We start from the raw sequence: 17,541 nt of genomic DNA, 5'->3' as shown, positions 1-17,541 counted from the left end.
TCTTTCGGGTGTGAGGCGGAACATTCTAGGGACCAACCGCGGCGGGCGCGCAACACGGCGCAGTATCCCCGGCACCGCTGTGGTGCTTATGCTGCATTGCGGCATTCCACAGGGCACGGTGACGGTCAAAAGATGGCCTTAAGGCCGGTTCACCGTATAGACTGAAAATCAACTTAGAGAGGGGACTCCGATGAATCAATGGACCAAGCTCTGCGCCAGTGCTGCACTGGCCACACTGATCTGCACCAGCCACGCACAGATCCTGATCGGACAGACCGCCGGATATTCCGGCCAGGTCGCGGCGGGCGTCAAGGAAACTGCGGACGGTGCAATGCTGTACCTCGACGCGGTCAACGCGAAGGGTGGCGTGAACGGACAGAAAATTGAACTCGTCTCGCTGGACGACAAGTTCGACCCCAAACTCGCCGGTGAAAACGCCCGCAAGCTGATTGAAGAGCAAAACGTGCTCGCAATGTTTCTGACCCGCGGCACCCCTCACACAGAAGCCATGATCCAGCTGCTGGAGAAGAACGGCGTGGCGCTCATCGGCCCATCCACCGGCGCCATGGTGCTGCACCAGCCCGTGCGCAAATACATCTTCAACGTGCGCGCCACCTATCAGCGCGAGGCGGAAAAGGCCATGACCCACCTGGCATCCATGGGTATGACACGCATAGCGGTGGTGTATTCCGACGACAGTTTTGGTGCAGACGGCATCATCGGCGCCCAAAAAGGCCTGACCGCCAGCAAGCTCACCCCGGTTGTGCTGGAGAAGTTCAACCGTACCAAACCCGACTTTGCTCCCATTGCAGTCAAACTGGCCAGCGCCAACGCCCAGGCGGTGCTGATGGTGGCATCGGGCGCGGCGGTGGTGGATGCCGGCAATGCGTTTCGGGCAGCCGGGTCGGCCGCACAGATCGTCACGCTCTCCAACAATGCCTCCACAGGGTTCATCAAGAGCCTGGGCGCCAATGCGCGAGGGATGATCGTGACCCAGGTCTACCCCAACGAACGTGCCATGACCTACGCCATGGTGAAGGAAGCACTCGACCTGGCCAAAGCCAAGGGTCTCAGTGAGGTCAGCCCAGCCATGCTGGAAGGGTTTGCTGCCGCCAAAGTGCTGGTTGAAGGCCTCAAGCGCGCGGGCCCCAAGCCCACCCGGGAAAAAGTCCACGCCGCGCTGGAGAGCCTGCGCAAGTTTGACCTCGGTGGCCTTGAAATCAGCTACGGGCCCGACGACCATTCCGGGCTGGATTTTGCCGATCTCGCCATCATTGGCACAGACGGCAGGTTCCGCCGCTAACCGCACGGGGGGGCTCATCTGCCCTTCACGTATGAGTTGCTGAGGAAGCACAAAGGCCGCACGCATGCGACCTTTGCGTTTCCTCATTACCTGGTTCTGCTCTCCGGCCTAAACTCGGACCACTGGATAGATAGGTACACGCATGAAAAAATGGAAACCCTTGTTGGCAGCTTGTGCACTGGCGGCAGGATTGGCTGGCCACAGCATGGCGCAGATCGTCGTTGGACAAACGGTGGGCGTCACGGGCTCTGCGGCCATCACCGTCAAGGAATCCATGCAGGGTGCGTCGCTGTACCTGGATTTTGTGAACGCCCAAGGAGGCGTGGGTGGCCAAAAAATTGAACTGGTGGTGCTGGACGACAAGTTCGACACCAAGCTGACGCTGGAAAACGCCCGCACCCTCATCGAGAAACACGGCGCCATTGCGCTCTTCATGACACGGGGAACCCCACACACCCAGGGCATCGTGCCGCTGCTCGACGAAGCCGGCGTGGTGCTGGTGGGCCCATCCACCGGCGCAATGGCATTGCACAAGCCGGTGAGCCGCCACGTCTTCAATGTTCGTGCGCCCTACCAGCTTGAGGTGGAAAAGGCCATCACCCACCTGAACACGCTGGGGGTTGAGCGCATTGGTGTCATCCACGTCGATGACAGCTTCGGGGCAGACGCCCTGAGCGGCGCCCTGAACGGGTTCAAGGCCCAGGGTACCCAGGCTCTTTTTATTGAGAAATTTGATCGCAGCAAGCCTGACTTCAGCGCCATTGCCCCACGTGCCGCCAAACAGGCGCCACAAGCTGTGATCTTCGTCGGCACGGGCGCTGCCGTGGTGGACGGCATCAAGGCCCTGCGCACGGCCGGTGTGTCTGGCCAGATCGTGACATTGTCAAACAATGCCTCTGGCGGCTTCACCAAGGCTCTGGGAGAACAAGCGCGGGGCGTTGTGGTCACCCAGGTTTTCCCATCCGAGCGATCCATCAACTACCCCGTCATCAAGGAGGCCATGGGTCTGGCCAAGGCAAAGGGCATTGCCGAACTGACACCGGCCATGGTCGAAGGCTTCATCAACGCCAAGGTGCTGGTCGAAGGCCTGCGCCGGGCAAGCCCCAAGCCAGACCGCGCCCGCATGCTGGCGGCACTGGAGGGAATGCGAAAGTTCGACCTGGGCGGCCTGGAGTTGTCTTACAGCGCCACCGACCACAGTGGACTCGCGTTCACCGACCTGTCCATCGTGGGATCGGACGGGCGCTTCAAGCGCTGAAAAGCAGCTAACCCAAGCGGCGATCACTGGGCTGGAGGTATACGAGGTGATCTGGCCCCGGGAATGCGCTCATGACGCGCCGATGGTTGGTTTGACTCCGGCCAGGTTAGCTTTCTGACCACGATGTCTTCAGAAGTCAGACGCAACTGCAGAAATAGCTGCGTTCCTTTCGCTTTCGACTGGAGACTGCCCCTCTGCGCTCCGGTGAAAAATGGCCTCTTGAGCCACACAGGAAGCTGCCGTGACCCATCACCGCCGTATTCCACCAACCAGCGCTCCGCTCGCTGCAGATACCATCGACAACACAGCTCTGCGAGCAAGCGCACACCAATGAAAAAGGCCTTGCATCCAAAGATGCAAGGCCTTCACAGATTCCGTTTCGTCAGCTGGCAAAGCCAGCTGACGATCGGGAATTAGAAGTTGTGGCGAACGCCCACAGCGAACGAGGAGAAATCCTTGCCAGGCGCCTGGCCTGCAGCCAACGTGCCATTGAAGCCGTAGCCGTAAGTAGCATTGGCATCGTTGTTCACGCGGGTGTAGTAGGTGTAAACCTTGGTCCGCTTGCTCAGGTTGTAGTTGTAGCCCAGGGTAAATTGGGTGGCGGCCGAGTCAGCCAGATTGCTCCAGCTGTTAGTCCGGCCGACATTCAGGTGAAATTCCGATGCCCCCAAATTGTAGGCGCCAGCCAGACGGAAGTTGTTGCGGGTTCCGGCGGAGAACTGGTCGTTTCGCTGGTAGTAGCCACCCAAAGTGAACTGTCCAAGGGTATACAGTGCGCGCAACCCCAACTGCTTGGCGCCACCGACTTGGCTATAGCCAGCGCCCAAAGCCAGGGGGCCCGAAGCATAGTTACCGGCCAAGTCATAACCATGCTCGTTCTGGCTGCCCACCGTGATTTTATTCTCGTGAAGCTGTACCGCTGCTTCTGCCCAAAAACCGCCGAACTCGGGAGTACGGTAGGAGATTTTGTTAGCTTGCCCTAAATTACCGAACCAGACAGGATCGTGGTACAGGGCATCAGATGAAGACCCCGTGTCGTGGTTGTGCATGCTGACGTAGTCAGCCGTGGCGTAATAGGACTCGGGCGTGAAGTTGCCCAAGCGCACCATACCGAAGCCACCCGACAGGTTCACTTCGCTTTGACGGCCAAAGAACGTGGAAGACGATGCACCCGTGTCCGAAGCAAAACCGCTTTCCAGCTGGAAGCCAGCCTTCAGGCCACCGCCCAGGTCTTCCGTGCCCTTGAAGCCAAAGCGGGAAGAGTTGTTGAACATACCGGTGCTGCTGACGTCGCCCAGTTTTTGGCGTTCCACGGTGGTGTTGACGCGGCCATACAGCGTTACGCTGCTTTGGGCCATGGCGGCGGTGGTGCCGGCAACAGCCAGGACAGCCAGGACAACGCGGGTCATTTTTTGCATGAGAATTCCTTTGAAACTAGTTGCCATCAATAGAAGAGGCGCACAGGTGGCTTCAGATTTTGACTGGGCCACCCAAAATGCTATGGGGCCTCGATCTTATTGCGCGTCACGTTTAAACGCACTATTTGCTGAAAGTTTGATGACACGAGTGATGCACTCCTGCAACACTCGTACTTGCGGCGGGGTGGCCACTGCCCCACGACGGCTCCTGGGCGCATGAACGGCAAACCGACAGCAGTGCTCCAGAATGGTGCAAGAAGCCTGTTTTGCGAGCACACCGCGCTCTCACAGGTGGGCGGATGCACCGAACGATGGCAGTTGTTGATCAATCGTTGCCGTAGATGTCGACATCCTTGGTTTCACGAATGAACAAAGTGCCGATCACCGCCGTGACGCCCGCGATGATGATGGGATACCAGAGGCCGTTGTACATGTTGCCGGTCTGCGCCACGATGGCAAACGCCATGGTGGGGAGCAAGCCACCAAACCAGCCATTGCCAATGTGATACGGCAAGCTCATGGATGTGTAGCGTATGCGCGTGGGGAACATTTCCACCAGCATGGCAGCAATGGGGCCATACACCATGGTCACCAGAATTACCAGGTAGGTCAGGATGACAACCAGCATCACCTTGTTCATCTTGGCGGGGTCGGCATGGGCGGGATAACCTTCGGCCTTCAACGTTTCGGCCACGGCCTTCTTGAACGCTGCGTCCTTGGCCCGGGACTCATCCGCCGGGATACCCCTGGATGCATAGCTGGCGATGGTGGTTTCACCCACCTTGATCACGGCAGGTGCGCCCGCGGGGGCTGCTTCGTTGTCATAGCTCACCGACCTGGCGGCCAGCACCTGCTTGGCGACATCGCAAGAGCTGGTGAACTTCGCCGTGCCCGTGGGGTTGAACTGGAAGGAACACTCGGCGGGGTCGGCCAGCACCACCACCTTGTTCCTGGCCTGTGCGGCGGCCAGATCCGGATTGGCCGCCTCGGTCAGCGCCTTGAACGCGGGGAAATACGTCAAAACAGCCAGCACACAGCCCAGCATGATGATCGGCTTGCGCCCGATCCTGTCTGACAACGTGCCGAAGACCACGAAAAACGGCGTGCCGATCAGCAGTGCCGCGGCGATCAGCAGGTTGGCCGTGACGGCATCCACCTTGAGCTGCTGCGTCAGAAAAAACAACGCATAGAACTGCCCGGTGTACCAGACCACGGCTTGGCCGGCGGTCAGGCCGATCAGGGCCAGGATCACGATCTTCAGGTTCTTCCACTGGCCAAAAGATTCGGACAGGGGCGCCCTGGATGTCTTGCCTTCGGCCTTCATTTTCTGAAAGGCGGGCGATTCCGACAACGACAGCCGGATCCACACCGAGACGCCCAGCAGCAGGATGGACACCAGAAACGGAATGCGCCAGCCCCAATCGCCAAATTCGGCTTCGCCCATGAGCGTGCGGGTGCCCAGAATCACCACCAACGACAGAAACAGGCCCAGCGTTGCCGTGGTCTGAATCCATGAGGTGTAGGCACCGCGTGCACCGTGCGGCGCATGTTCGGCCACGTAGGTGGCAGCGCCGCCATATTCACCGCCCAGCGCCAGGCCCTGCAGCATGCGCAGCGCAATCAGGATCACCGGCGCAGCCACGCCGATGCTGGCGTAGGTGGGCAGGATGCCCACGATGAAAGTGGACAGACCCATGATCAGGATAGTGACCAGAAAAGTGTATTTGCGCCCGATCATGTCGCCCAGCCGGCCAAACACCAGTGCGCCAAAAGGCCGCACGATGAAGCCGGCGGCAAAGGCCAGCAGCGCAAAGATGAACGCCGACCCCGCATCCAGTCCGCTGAAGAACTGCTTGGCAATGATGGCGGCAAGCGAGCCATAAAGATAAAAGTCGTACCACTCGAACACGGTGCCGAGCGACGAAGCGAAGATCACATTCTTCTCTTGGGCAGACATGGGCCGCGGTGCGGAATGCTGGGTTGCCATGGTTGTCTCCTGTTCTTTTTTTATGTGAACTTGCAGGCACCGCAAGAATATTTTTGGGGCGACTATCCTTTGCGCCACTGACACCGCTCTGACGCATTTTTTTGCAGCAATTGCTGCAGAGCCTGCGCGAGTTTGCGCAGCGTCAACGGCTGTCTGTGCCCCGCGTGTTTCGACTCAACCAACACGCGGTAACAAATCAGCCCCACCGCCCTCTCACGGCCGCTGCGGTGCTCCTATCTCTGCAGCAATATCGCGGCAAAGCCCCGCGGCGTAAGCACTTGGTCAGTGCGCGTTCGCACAATCGAGACATGCGGTGCGGCATGCCGCCCCACACGACGATTGAATACACCACCTTGAGGAGAGACACCCATGAGCGACCCGATGGTCCAGAAAATACAAAGCCATCCGAAGTACCTGGAGTTGCGCACCAAGCGCAATCGCCTGGGCATCTTCCTGACGGCACTGATGCTGATCGTTTACTACGGCTACATCGCGCTGATTGCCTTCGACAAGAAGTTCCTGGCCCAGCCCATTGGCACGGGTGTGACCACATTGGGCATCCCCATCGGCATGGGCGTGATCATTTTCACAATCGTGATCACCGCCATTTATGTGCGCCGCGCCAACGGCGAATTTGACACCCTGACCAAAGAAATCCTGAAGGACGCAGCGCAATGAACGCCATGGAAAAACGCGGGGTCAGCCTGCTGACGCTGATGGCCCTGCTCGCAGCGGGTGCCGCCCACGCGGCCGGGGCCGACCTGGGCCAATCGGCCAAACAGGCCACCAACTGGACGGCCATCATCATGTTTGGCGTCTTTGTCGCCGGCACGCTGTGGATTACCAAGTGGGCTGCGGCCAAAACCAAGTCCGCCTCCGATTTCTACACCGCTGGCGGCGGCATCACCGGATTTCAGAACGGTCTGGCGATTGCAGGCGACTACATGTCGGCGGCTTCGTTTCTGGGCATTTCAGCGGCCGTGATGGCATCGGGCTACGACGGCCTGATCTACTCCATCGGCTTCCTGGTGGGCTGGCCCATCATCACCTTCCTGATGGCCGAGCGCCTGCGCAACCTGGGCAAGTTCACCTTTGCCGACGTGGCCGGCTACCGCTTTCAGCAAGGCCCCATCCGTGCGTTTGCCGCTTCGGGCACGCTGGTGGTGGTGGCTTTCTACCTGATCGCACAGATGGTTGGTGCAGGCCAGCTCATCAAGCTGCTGTTTGGCCTGGAATACTGGATGGCCGTGGTCATCGTGGGCGCGTTGATGATGGTTTACGTGCTGTTTGGCGGCATGACTGCCACGACCTGGGTGCAGATCATCAAGGCCGTGATGCTTTTGGCGGGCGTGACCTTCATGGCCTTCATGGTGCTGGCGCAGTTCGGCTTCAGCCCCGAGGCGCTTTTTGCCAAGGGCGTTGAAGTGCGCACTGCCATTGCCGCCAACACCGGCAAAACACCCGAAGAGGCCGCCCGCGCGGGCCTGGGCATCATGGGCCCTGGTGGCTTCATCAAGGACCCCATCTCGGCCATTTCGTTTGGCATGGCATTGATGTTCGGCACCGCCGGACTGCCGCACATCCTGATGCGCTTTTTCACGGTGCCCGATGCCAAGCAGGCACGCAAATCGGTGTTGTGGGCCACCACCTGGATCGGTTACTTCTATGTGCTGATCTTCATCATTGGCTTTGGCGCCATCACCCTGGTGCTCACCAACCCCGAGTTCGCAGACGTGGTCAAGGGCGTCATCCACGGCGGCGCGGGCACGGCCAACATGGCGGCCGTGCTGGTGGCCAAGTCGGTGGGCGGCAACATCTTCTATGGCTTCATCTCGGCGGTGGCGTTTGCCACCATCCTGGCCGTGGTGGCGGGCCTGACGCTCTCGGGCGCCTCGGCCGTGTCGCACGACCTGTATGCCACGGTGTTCAAGAAGGGCAAGGCCGACAGCGCCTCGGAGCTGAAGGTTTCGCGCATGACCACGCTGGCCCTGGGCCTGATTGCCGTGGTTCTGGGCATTGCCTTTGAAAAGCAGAACATCGCGTTCATGGTGTCGCTGGCCTTCGCCATCGCCGCCTCGGCCAACTTCCCGGTGCTGTTCATGTCGGTGCTGTGGAAAGACTGCACCACGCGCGGCGCTGTCATTGGCGGCTTCATGGGTCTGATCTCCTCGGTGGGCCTGACCATCGTGTCGCCCTCGGTGTGGGAAGCCACGCTGGGCAACCCGGTCGGCTCGGCGCTGTTCCCCTACACCTCGCCGGCGCTGTTCTCCATGACCATCGGTTTTGTGGGCATCTGGCTCTTCTCGATCACCGACAAGAGCGCCAACGCCGCACGCGAGCGCGCCGCCTTCCCGGCGCAGCAGGTGCGTTCGGAAACCGGCTTCGGCGCCGCCGGCGCTTCGGGCCACTGACCCGGCGCGGTACAGCGCCCACCTGCAGCACAGCGGCACCACCGCGGTGCTGCACCCCTCAAGCTGGGCCCCAGGGTCCGGCTTTTTTCATGTCCGTGTTCAGATAAGCGCTGTAACAATTGCTATTAATACAATAGCTTGTTGCGCTTTACAGATAAGGGCTAGAGGCCATTTTTTCTTAAACCTTGCTGACATTGCAATGGCAGTCCCGCCATCAGCCTGCGCCGTGCAACTGGCGCAGTTTGACGAAGGCCAGCGCCGCCATCACAGCGTCATTGAGTGCGTCATGCGCTTCGCGCCGGGGAAGGCCCAGGTCGTCCATCAGGGTGGCAAAGCGCAGATCGATGTCGGCGTTGGCGTGCTGCTGGTAGGGCGGGAGCTGCCGGAACTTGTGCTCGTAATACATCGCCGAGACTTCAATGGCGGGCTGCGGCAGGCCCATGCCCAGCATGGGCCACAGTGCCCGATTGAGCATGGCCACGTCGAATTCGAGGTAGTAGCCCACCAGCGGGCGGCTGCCAATGAAGCGCAGCAGCTGGCCCAGTGCCTCTTCAATCGGCAACCCCTGGGCCACGTCTGTGCTGCGCAGGCGGTGGATGCGCACGCTGTCTGCCGGCACGCTCTTGTCGGGGCGCACCAACAGCTCCAGCCGCTCGCTGGTGAGAATGCGGTTGCCCACGATGCGCACCGCACCAATGGCGATGATTTCGTCGCTGCGCACGTTCAGGCCCGTGGTCTCGCAGTCCAGCGCCACCCATTCATCGGGCGGTGGGGGTTCCAGCACAAAGGCGTAAGCCGGGTCGGTCAGGCGGTGCAGCAGCCATTGGCGCCGCAACTGCGCCAGCCAGCCGCGCGGGCCGGTGACGGTTTTCACAACAGATCCAGCCGCAGGCGCTGGTGCAGCAGCGCCTTGAAACGCTTGACCACCGCGAGTGCATCCTTGAGCAGGTCGCGCTCTAGGCTGCTCAGGCGCTCGGGATCGACGTTGCCGGTGACCTGCCGGCCGGTGTCGAGCTCGGCCAGGCCCGCCTGCAGGCGCAGGCCCATCAGGAAGTGCAGGCTCTGCACGAGTTCATCGCCCAGCGCCGCATCCAGCACGCCGCCCTCCACCAGTGCAGCAATGCGCTCGGCGGTGCCCGTGGCGGCCACGCGCCGGGCCAGGGCCAGGCTGCGCACGCCGTGAACGATGGGAAAGATGCCTGCCTTTTTCAGGCTGATGGCACGGCCTTCGTCGCCCAGGCCAAACAGGCGGCTCCACCAACCGGCAGGGCCGCCAAAGTTGTCCACCGCAGAGGCGAATCGCGCCAGCACAACGTCGTTGTCGATGGCTTGCGCCGCGACACTCTCGCGCACGACGGCCAGCAGCGCGGCATCGCCCGCCACCGCGTGCGCATCCAGAAAAATGGCCAGCTGCATGAGGCTGTCGCCCACGGGCTGCATCAGCCACTGGCGCACGCGCTGGCTCAAGGTGCTGACCGTGCCGCGCCAGTCGGGGTTGCTGACCATGATGCGGCCGGGGCATTCGGGGTAGCCAAAGCTCGCCAGCACCTCCGAAAAGCGCTGGCAAATGGCTTCAAGGTCGGGCGGCGGCACATAACCATCGCGCAGCACCAGGCCGTTGTCCTGGTCGGTCTTGAGCAACTGCTCGCCGCGCCCTTCGCTGCCCATGACGAACAGGCAGCTGTTGTCCACCAGATCGGCGGGCGCCACCATGTGCCAGGCGCGCTCGAACAGCCGGGCGTTGAGCTGCTGCACCAGCTTGGCCATGAGGCCGATGCGCGTGCCCCCGCGGTGCAGCGCTGAGATCAGCCGCGTGATCTGCGCCGCCGCCTGCGCCAGTGCGGGCAGGTCCTGGGCATGTTCGATCTGCACTGTGATGAGGTGCGAGTGGTTGGCCAGAAAGCTGAACAGGTCGAGCGCTTCGAGGATGCCCCGCACCTGGCCATTGTCCTCTACCACCACCAGCCGGTGCACGCGCTGGCGCAGCAGCAGCGCCATGGCATCGCCCAGCTGGTCGGATGGGCGCACGGTGACCACCGGGCCGCTGGCCAGCTCGCCCACGGCCAGCTGGTCCAGCGGGCGGCCATCGAGGATGGCGCGCTGCAGGCTGGTGTTGGTGAAGATGCCCAGCCCGCCGCCAGGCACGTTGTTCAGCCCCGTGACCAGCACATTGGTGGTGCGCTGCGCCTGGAACAGGCGCACCACCGAAACAATGTCGGTACCTGCATCGACCGTGTGCGCAGGGCGCAGGTACGCCTGGTCTACGCGCGCCAGGGTGAGCGACTGCAGCTCGTGCTGGTCGGCGCGCTGCGCGAGCGCACTGAGTTTCTGGCCCAGGTCAGAAAAAAGCAGCGCGCCAAAGGTGGTGTTGCGCGCGATGAGTTCATTGACCGCCTCGCGGGCGAGCTGGTAGGCCACCACCTCCTCGGCGGCCACAAAGCGGCTGCCCACGCGCCCGGTCATCAGGCCGCAGCCGTCAAAGCAATCGTCCGGCCCGTACGTGGCCAGCACCTCGTCGCCCTCGGTCTGCGTGACATAGCCCTTGATGATGACAAACAGGTGGGTGGGCACCACCCCCACGTCCAGCACCACGGCACCTTCCGGGAAATAGGCAATGTCCACGCTGGCGCGCACCAGACGCTGCTCGTCCGGGGTCAGGCAGTCAAACGGCGAGGCGGCGAAGTTGAAGGCATTGGGCATGGTGGGGCGATGGAGGAGCCGCTAGCGGGACTCAGACCCCGCCATTCAACCGGGCAGGCCTTGCGCCACGCTTGCAGCAGCGTCCCAGTCGTGCCCGAACCAGGTGTCGCCTTCCAGATAGGCGCGCAGCATGGGCAGGCTGTCGAAGCCCCAGAAAACCTTGCCATCGACCTCGAAGGCGGGCACACCAAACACGCCGCGCGCGGCGGCCGCATCGGTGTTGCTGCGCAGCAGCGCCTTGGCGCGTGCGCCATCGGCGTCGTCGGGTTGCAGCTGCGCCTCCAGCGCGGCGGCCAGGTCGGTGAGGCGCTGTGCATCCAGGGCATCGTGACCGCCCTGCCACACATGGCGCAGCAGCGTGCCCGCGACAAAGCGGTTGACGCTGCCGTCACGGCTGCAGGCCAGGGCCTGGCGCAACAGCGGCAGCGGGTTGAACGGGTGGCGCGCCGGCATCTGCAGGCCCACGCCCAGCGAATGGGCCAGCCAGGTGACATGGCGATAGGTCCAGTCACGCTTCGGAGCAATGCCCGCCGGCCCCGGGTTGCCATGCTGCTTGAGCAGCGCGCCCAGCAGCACCGGACGGTATTCCACGCTGTAGCTCAAGCCCTCCAGCACCTCGGGCAGGCGCTCGAAGGCCAGCCAGGCGTAGGGCGAAACGACGTCGAGGTAGAACGTGATGCGCTTCATGTCGGATCCTTGGCAACGGCTTCAGGGGGAAATGGCATTCCAGCACGCTGCGCCAGCCGCGCCCAGATGGCCAGGCGCTCGGCGCTGTCGGCCAGCGCCCAGGCGCGAATCTCGGGGATGGTGCGAAAGCACCCTTCGCAGCGGCTGCGGTCTTCGGTCATGCGGCACACCGAGATGCAGGGCGAGGGGATCACCTCGTCAGAATCTGCATCAAAATAGCCCGCAGAGCTTAACAGCTGTGCGCGAGCAGCTATTGCTTCTGTAGCACTCATACCGCCACCGCCTCTTGCACTACATCCACCACGGGGGCCCCGGTCAAGCGCTGCAGGTCGCCCGGGTGCAACGGAAACACGCCATGCGGGTGCCCGGCCGCCGCCCACACCACGTCAAAGCGCAGCAGGTCGCGGTCGATCAGCGTGACCGGTTTCGTGGCATGCGCAATGGGCGCAACACCGCCAATCGAGAAGCCCGTGCGCTCCTTCACAAACCCGGCGTCGGCACGGCCGATCTTGCCCACATGGGCCTCGACCTTCTTTTCGTCCACGCGCCGGTCGCCCGAGGTGATGACGAGCACGGCCACGTCGTCTGCCTTGCGGCGAAAGATGATGCTCTTGGCAATTTGCCCCAGCGCCACACCCAGCGCATCGGCTGCCTGCTGCGCGGTGCGCGCGGCGTCGTCGAGCATGCGCGGCATGTGCCCATGTCCCTGCGCCTGCAGCGCTGCCACCACGCGCTGCACACCCTCGGGCAGGCCTTCAAGTTCGGCTCGACTCATATCCGTCACCCCGCGCGCTTGTTGAGCACGGCCACGGCCACACGCGAGTTGGGTTTGCGGCCCAGGTAGTCGCTGATGTAGGCGCCTGCATCCACGAGCTTGTCGAGATCAATGCCGGTTTCAATGCCCATGCCATGCAGCATGAAGACCACGTCTTCGGTGGCCACGTTGCCGGTGGCGCCCTTGGCGTAAGGGCAGCCGCCCAGACCTGCCACGGAAGCCTGGTAGTTCCACACCCCCAGTTCCAGCGCGGCCAGCGTGTTGGACAACGCCTGGCCGTAGGTGTCGTGAAAATGGCCCGAGATCGCGTCGATGCCGAAATGCTGCAGCGTGGCCTCGATGGCGCGCTGCACCTTGCGCGGCGTGCCGACGCCAATGGTGTCGGCCACGTCCACGCGCTGCACGCCAATGCCTTTCATCAGCCCTGCCAGGTAAGCCACCTGCTGCGGTGCAATGTCGCCCTCGTAGGGGCAGCCCACGGTGCAGCTCATGGCGCCGCGCACGGCAATGCCAGCGGCCAAGGCTGCTTCGACCACGGGCGCAAAGCGTTCGATGCTTTCCGCAATGGAGCAGTTGATGTTTTTCTGGCTGAAGGCCTCGCTGGCCGATCCGAACACCACGATCTCGTCGGGCTTATCGAGCACCGCCGCCTCATAACCTTTGAGATTGGGCGTCAACACCGAATACGCCACGCCCGCCTGGCGCGCGACGCCTTCCATGACCTCGTGGTTATCGGCCATCTGTGGCACCCACTTTGGAGACACGTAGCTGGTGACCTCGATCTCTTTCAGGCCCGCCTGCTGCAAGCGGTGCACCAGCTCGATCTTGACGGCGGCAGGCACGGGGGTCTTTTCGTTTTGCAGGCCATCGCGGGGGCCAACGTCGATGAGGTGAACGCGGGAGGGAATGCTCATGGGGGCTACCAGATGAAGAGGTCAGGAAAATTTCTCATTGTCCAGCGAGTACTGGGCCAAGGCCACCTCATATCGTGCCAGACCATTCTCCGGACGCGCCATCAGCGGCCCACAGTGCCCGAGCTTTGTACTTCCTGCCGCAGCAGGGCCACCATCTCCTGCGCCGCCAGCGACAGGGGTCGCCCGCGCAGAGTGATCAGCCCGATGGGCCGGTGCAGCACAGGCGCCTTGAGTGGACGCGTGACCACCTCGGGCCTGCGCACGACCTGGGCAGCCAGCTCGGGCAACGCACTCACGCCCAACCCCGCCGCCACCATGGCCGCGATGGTGGCCAGGTGTTCCACCTCGTAGCGCGGCGCAAAGCGAATGCGGTGGGTCAGCAAGGCCTCTTCTGCATATTGCCGCACGCTGGTACCTGCGGGCATGGAAATGTGCGGCAGCTCGGCCACATCCGCCCAGGCGATGGCACTGCGCGCCCGTGCCAGCAGGTGCGTGCGTCCCATCAACAGCACAAAGCGGTCGGACACCAGCGGGGTGTAGTCCAGGTCTGCATAGGCGGGGTTGGCGGCCGTGAGGGCAAAGTCGACCCGCCCGGCGCGCACCATGTCAAACGCCGGGCCGGCCAGGCTGTCAAACAGCTCCAGCTGCACGCCCGGATGCTGCGCAGCAAACCGGGCAAACGCGCGCGGCACGGCCCCGGCTGCCAACGACGGCAGCGCCGCCAGCGCAATGCGGCCCACCTGCAGTTGCGCTACCTCCTGCACGCGGCGCACGGTCTCCTCCATCTGGTGGCGCAAAAATCGGGTTTGCTCGGCAAACACCTCGCCCGCCAGCGTGAGCTGCACGGTGCGCGTGGTGCGCTCAAACAGCCGCACGTCCAGCATTTCCTCCAGCCGCGCCACCGTGCCCGACACCGCCGACTGCGACAGGTGCACCTGCAGGGCCGTGCGCCGAAAGCTCAGCGTCTCGGCCAGCGACAAGAACACATCCACCTCGCGGGCGGACCAATTAATCTTCATGGCCGATCAGTCTATCGAAAAAGACGGCTAGACCGCGCAATGCAGGCCACCTAGACTGAATTGAAATGCAAGCACATCGCTTGAGCAGCTTGACAACGACAAGGAGACACGATGGACAACAGTTCGCCGCGTAACGCGCGCACCGTGGTGGTGGGCGGAGGCACCATGGGGGCCGATGTAGCCGTGGTCCTGGCCCGGGGCGGCGCGCAGGTCACGGTGGTGGACCCCCACGCCGCACGCCGCGACCACGTGTTGCCCCACATTGCGCAAGAGCTGGCCGCCGCGGGCCAGGCCACCCATGCCGGCCCGGTGCAGGTGTGCGCCAGCCTGCAGGACGTGGACTGGAGCGGCGTGGTGCTGGTGGTCGAATGCATCACCGAGCAACTGGCCGCCAAGCAAAAGTTGTTTGCCGAGCTGGAAGCTGTGGCGCCCCTCAACGCCGTACTGGCCAGCAACAGCTCAGGCTTTCCCATCAGCGCCATCGCCCACGGCCTGGCCACGGCACAGCGCATGCTGGGCTTGCACTTCTTCATGCCCGCGCACCTGGTGCCGCTGGTGGAGGTGGTGCTGGGCGAGCGCAGCGACCCGGCGCTGGGCACCTGGCTACACGCCTTCATGCGCGGCTGCGGCAGCGTGCCGGTGCTGGTCAAGAAGGACAAGCCGGGCTTTCTGGCCAACCGCATGCAACACGCCTTGTCGCGCGAGGCGTTTGCGCTTATCGACGAAGGCATTGCCTCCCCCGAGGACGTGGACGCCGCCGTGCGCTTTGGTTTTGGCTTCCGCTTTCTGGCGGCCGGGCCGGTGCTGCAGCGCGACCACGCGGGTATCGAGGTGCATACCGCTGCCGCAGCCACCATGTACCCCACGCTGTCGAACACCGACGTACCCGCCCAGGCCCTGCGCGACAAGGTGGCCCAGGGCACCCTGGGCATGAAGACGGGCAAGGGCTTTTTTGACTGGCCCGATGACCGCAAGCAGGCCGAACGCGCGCGTTACGACGCGCTGCTGCGCCAGGGCCTGGCCCTGCTGGCCAGCGAGTTGCCCACCATTGAGCCCCCCACCGATACCTCATCGACAGACACCCCATCGACCACCGGAGCCCGCTCATGAGTGCATCGCCCACCACCCACAACCAATGGACCGATCCGCTGATCGTGACCGTGGCGCCCAACGGTGCCTACAAACAGCCCGCCGACCACCCGGCCGTACCCATCACGCCAGCAACGCTGGCCACCACGGCCAAGTCCTGCCTGGACGCAGGAGCCGCGATGCTGCACATGCACATCCGCGATGCGCAGGGCCGCCATAGCCTCGATGTGGAGGGCTACCGCGAGGCCCAGCGCGTGGTACGCCAGGCCGTAGGCGATGCCATGGTGATCCAGATCACCAGCGAGGCCGCAGGCGTCTACCAGGCACCGGCGCAGATCGCCATGGTCGAAGCCCTGCAACCCGAGGCCGTGTCCATCGGCCTGCGCGAAATCGACAAGCCCGAGATTGGCGAGGCAGGTCTGCGGCGCTTTTTTGCCGACCTGGCGCAGCGCCACACCATGGTGCAGGTCATCCTGTACGACGTGCCCGACCTGCGCCGCTGGCAGGCGCTGCGCGCCAGTGGCGTAGTGCCCGACGCCGCCTGGTTCCTGCTGTTTGTGCTGGGCCGCTACAGCGCGGGGCAGACCTCCAGCCCGCGCGACCTGCTGCCGTTCCTGGCCGCCCACGAAGGCCCAGAGCCCTGGGCCGTGTGCGCCTTTGGTGCTGCAGAAAACACCTGCATCACTGCTGCCACGCTGTTCGGCGGCCACGCGCGCGTCGGCTTTGAAAACAACCTGCTGTGCAAGGACGGCAGCGTGGCCCCCGACAACACCGCGCTGGTACGCCAGGCCGTCGAAGCAGCCGCCGCGCTGGGCCGCCCGCTGGCGACAGCCGCTGACATCCGGCAGCGCTTTGGCGCAGGCTGAGCGGCACCGACGCGCAACAGACCACATCTATTGACATCAACCCGCAGCAGACGGGCCTTATCCATCCCCACAGGAGACAGACATGCACCACCGCCACCTTCCCTCATCGATGCCTCGCACCACCCGGCGCGCCGTGCTGCACGCGGCCCTTGCCGTACCCCTGGCCCTGGGCATCGCAGGTCAGGCCGCTGCACAAACAGCGGCCACCGCCTTCCCCAGCAAAACCATCCGCTTTGTGGTGCCCTACCCACCCGGTGGCCCCACCGACCTGATGGCCCGCATGTTGCAGCCCGAGCTGCAAAGCCGCCTGGGCGTGACCGTGGTGGTGGACAACAAGGGCGGGGCCGGTGGCAATACCGGGAGCGCCGAAGTGGCCAAGCAGGCACCGGCCGACGGCCACACGCTGCTGCTGGCCGCCAGCGGCCCGATGGCAGTCAACCCATCGCTGTACGCCAGCATGCCGTTCAACCCGCTGACCGATCTGGCGCCGGTGATCCAGCTGTCGGCATTCCCGCTGGTACTTGAAGTTCACCCCTCGCTGGGCGTCAAGACACTGGCCGAGTTCCTGGCCATGGCCAAGGCCGGCAAGCCGGTGCTGAGCTACGCGTCAGCCGGCAACGGCACGCCACAGCACCTGGCGGGCGAACTGTTCAACACCACGGCAGGCGTGAAGATGGGGCACATCCCCTACCGGGGAGCAGGCCCCGCGCTCAACGACCTGATCGGCGGGCAGGTGAACGTGATGTTCGACATCGTCGGCAGCTCCTTGCCCCACATCCAGGCGGGCAAACTCATACCGCTGGCCGTCACATCGGGCGAACGCGCCAAGGTGCTGCCCAACGTGCCCACCATGGCCGAGGCCGGCATTGCGGGTTACCAGATCACGGGCTGGCACGGCATTGCGGTGCGCGCTGGCACACCCCAGGCCACCATCGACAAGCTCAACGCCACGGTCAACGCCATCTTCAAGGAGCCCGCATTCCGCGCCAAGTGGGAGGCCATCGGCACCCCCGTGGTGGCGGGCAGCGCAGCCGACTTTGGCGCGCTGATCAAGGCCGATGCACAGCGCCTGGGCAAGCTCGTGCGTGATGCTGGCGTGACGGTGGATTGACCG

At 63.6% G+C, this 17,541-nt stretch carries 16 protein-coding genes; 7 read left to right on the top strand and 9 right to left on the bottom strand.

Features of this window, described 5'->3' with window-relative positions; genetic code table 11:
* Window positions 1–190 precede the first annotated feature (190 nt).
* Together K226_RS0106490 and K226_RS0106485 are read left to right on the top strand one after the other, a co-directional pair.
* Complete coding sequence (locus K226_RS0106490; RefSeq protein ID WP_024814035.1) at window positions 191–1,303, top strand: ABC transporter substrate-binding protein; 1,113 nt, start codon at window positions 191–193, stop codon at window positions 1,301–1,303.
* Between the two features lie 142 nt (window positions 1,304–1,445).
* Window positions 1,446–2,561 (top strand): ABC transporter substrate-binding protein, encoded by a 1,116-nt coding sequence (locus tag K226_RS0106485; protein WP_024814034.1) that lies wholly within the window; start codon window positions 1,446–1,448, stop codon window positions 2,559–2,561.
* Window positions 2,562–2,974: 413 nt separating this feature from the next.
* Here the strand turns inward: K226_RS0106485 and K226_RS0106480 are convergent, their stop codons facing one another.
* Both K226_RS0106480 and K226_RS0106475 read right to left on the bottom strand, forming a co-directional pair.
* On the bottom strand, window positions 2,975–3,979 hold the full coding sequence (locus K226_RS0106480; protein ID WP_024814033.1) for a porin: 1,005 nt from the start codon (window positions 3,977–3,979) through the stop codon (window positions 2,975–2,977).
* Between the two features lie 325 nt (window positions 3,980–4,304).
* Window positions 4,305–5,966, bottom strand: a complete 1,662-nt coding sequence (locus tag K226_RS0106475; protein WP_024814032.1) for an MFS transporter — start codon at window positions 5,964–5,966, stop codon at window positions 4,305–4,307.
* Between the two features lie 369 nt (window positions 5,967–6,335).
* On the opposite strand from K226_RS0106475, the gene K226_RS0106470 reads away from it, so the two are divergent.
* Window positions 6,336–6,644, top strand: coding sequence for a DUF485 domain-containing protein (locus K226_RS0106470; RefSeq protein ID WP_024814031.1), 309 nt, complete (start codon window positions 6,336–6,338; stop codon window positions 6,642–6,644).
* A gap of 5 nt (window positions 6,645–6,649) precedes the next feature.
* A complete protein-coding gene (locus K226_RS0106465) occupies window positions 6,650–8,377 on the top strand; it encodes a cation acetate symporter (RefSeq protein ID WP_155886533.1) in 1,728 nt (575 codons plus the stop codon).
* A gap of 214 nt (window positions 8,378–8,591) precedes the next feature.
* Here the strand turns inward: K226_RS0106465 and K226_RS0106460 are convergent, their stop codons facing one another.
* The 7 genes from K226_RS0106460 to K226_RS0106430 all read right to left on the bottom strand — a co-directional run bounded on the left by K226_RS0106460 (window position 8,592) and on the right by K226_RS0106430 (window position 14,472).
* Window positions 8,592–9,251, bottom strand: coding sequence for a 3'-5' exonuclease (locus tag K226_RS0106460; protein ID WP_024814029.1), 660 nt, complete (start codon window positions 9,249–9,251; stop codon window positions 8,592–8,594).
* Window positions 9,248–11,077: a putative nucleotidyltransferase substrate binding domain-containing protein gene (locus K226_RS0106455; protein ID WP_024814028.1), complete on the bottom strand. Its 1,830-nt coding sequence runs from the start codon at window positions 11,075–11,077 to the stop codon at window positions 9,248–9,250. Before K226_RS0106455 ends, K226_RS0106460 begins: the two co-directional genes overlap by 4 nt.
* Before the next feature lie 45 nt (window positions 11,078–11,122).
* Window positions 11,123–11,764: a 2-hydroxychromene-2-carboxylate isomerase gene (locus K226_RS0106450; protein ID WP_024814027.1), complete on the bottom strand. Its 642-nt coding sequence runs from the start codon at window positions 11,762–11,764 to the stop codon at window positions 11,123–11,125.
* Entirely contained in the window at window positions 11,761–12,036 is a 276-nt protein-coding gene (locus K226_RS0106445) for a DUF1289 domain-containing protein (protein ID WP_024814026.1), read from the bottom strand. Before K226_RS0106445 ends, K226_RS0106450 begins: the two co-directional genes overlap by 4 nt.
* On the bottom strand, window positions 12,033–12,539 hold the full coding sequence (locus K226_RS0106440; protein WP_024814025.1) for a YbaK/EbsC family protein: 507 nt from the start codon (window positions 12,537–12,539) through the stop codon (window positions 12,033–12,035). Before K226_RS0106440 ends, K226_RS0106445 begins: the two co-directional genes overlap by 4 nt.
* Window positions 12,540–12,544: 5 nt before the next feature.
* A complete protein-coding gene (locus K226_RS0106435; protein WP_024814024.1) occupies window positions 12,545–13,453 on the bottom strand; it encodes a hydroxymethylglutaryl-CoA lyase in 909 nt (302 codons plus the stop codon).
* A gap of 101 nt (window positions 13,454–13,554) precedes the next feature.
* Window positions 13,555–14,472, bottom strand: a complete 918-nt coding sequence (locus K226_RS0106430) for a LysR family transcriptional regulator (protein ID WP_024814023.1) — start codon at window positions 14,470–14,472, stop codon at window positions 13,555–13,557.
* A gap of 111 nt (window positions 14,473–14,583) precedes the next feature.
* Here K226_RS0106430 and K226_RS0106425 point away from each other — a divergent pair, with 111 nt between their 5' ends.
* The 3 genes from K226_RS0106425 (at window position 14,584) to K226_RS0106415 (ending at window position 17,538) form a co-directional block, all read left to right on the top strand.
* Window positions 14,584–15,582, top strand: a complete 999-nt coding sequence (locus K226_RS0106425; RefSeq protein ID WP_024814022.1) for a 3-hydroxyacyl-CoA dehydrogenase family protein — start codon at window positions 14,584–14,586, stop codon at window positions 15,580–15,582.
* Window positions 15,579–16,427 carry a 3-keto-5-aminohexanoate cleavage protein gene (locus K226_RS0106420; RefSeq protein WP_024814021.1) on the top strand — a complete coding sequence of 283 codons (849 nt, stop codon included), beginning with the start codon at window positions 15,579–15,581 and terminating at the stop codon, window positions 16,425–16,427. Before K226_RS0106425 ends, K226_RS0106420 begins: the two co-directional genes overlap by 4 nt.
* A gap of 82 nt (window positions 16,428–16,509) precedes the next feature.
* Window positions 16,510–17,538 (top strand): tripartite tricarboxylate transporter substrate binding protein, encoded by a 1,029-nt coding sequence (locus K226_RS0106415; protein WP_024814020.1) that lies wholly within the window; start codon window positions 16,510–16,512, stop codon window positions 17,536–17,538.
* The last annotated feature ends 3 nt before the right edge of the window (window positions 17,539–17,541 follow it).

It is taken from the genome of Acidovorax sp. JHL-3 (genome assembly GCF_000526295.1).
Taxonomy (GTDB): domain Bacteria; phylum Pseudomonadota; class Gammaproteobacteria; order Burkholderiales; family Burkholderiaceae_C; genus Acidovorax; species Acidovorax defluvii.
The sequence above is the reverse complement of the archived record's forward strand: the minus strand, read 5'-3'. Positions and strand labels throughout refer to the sequence as shown.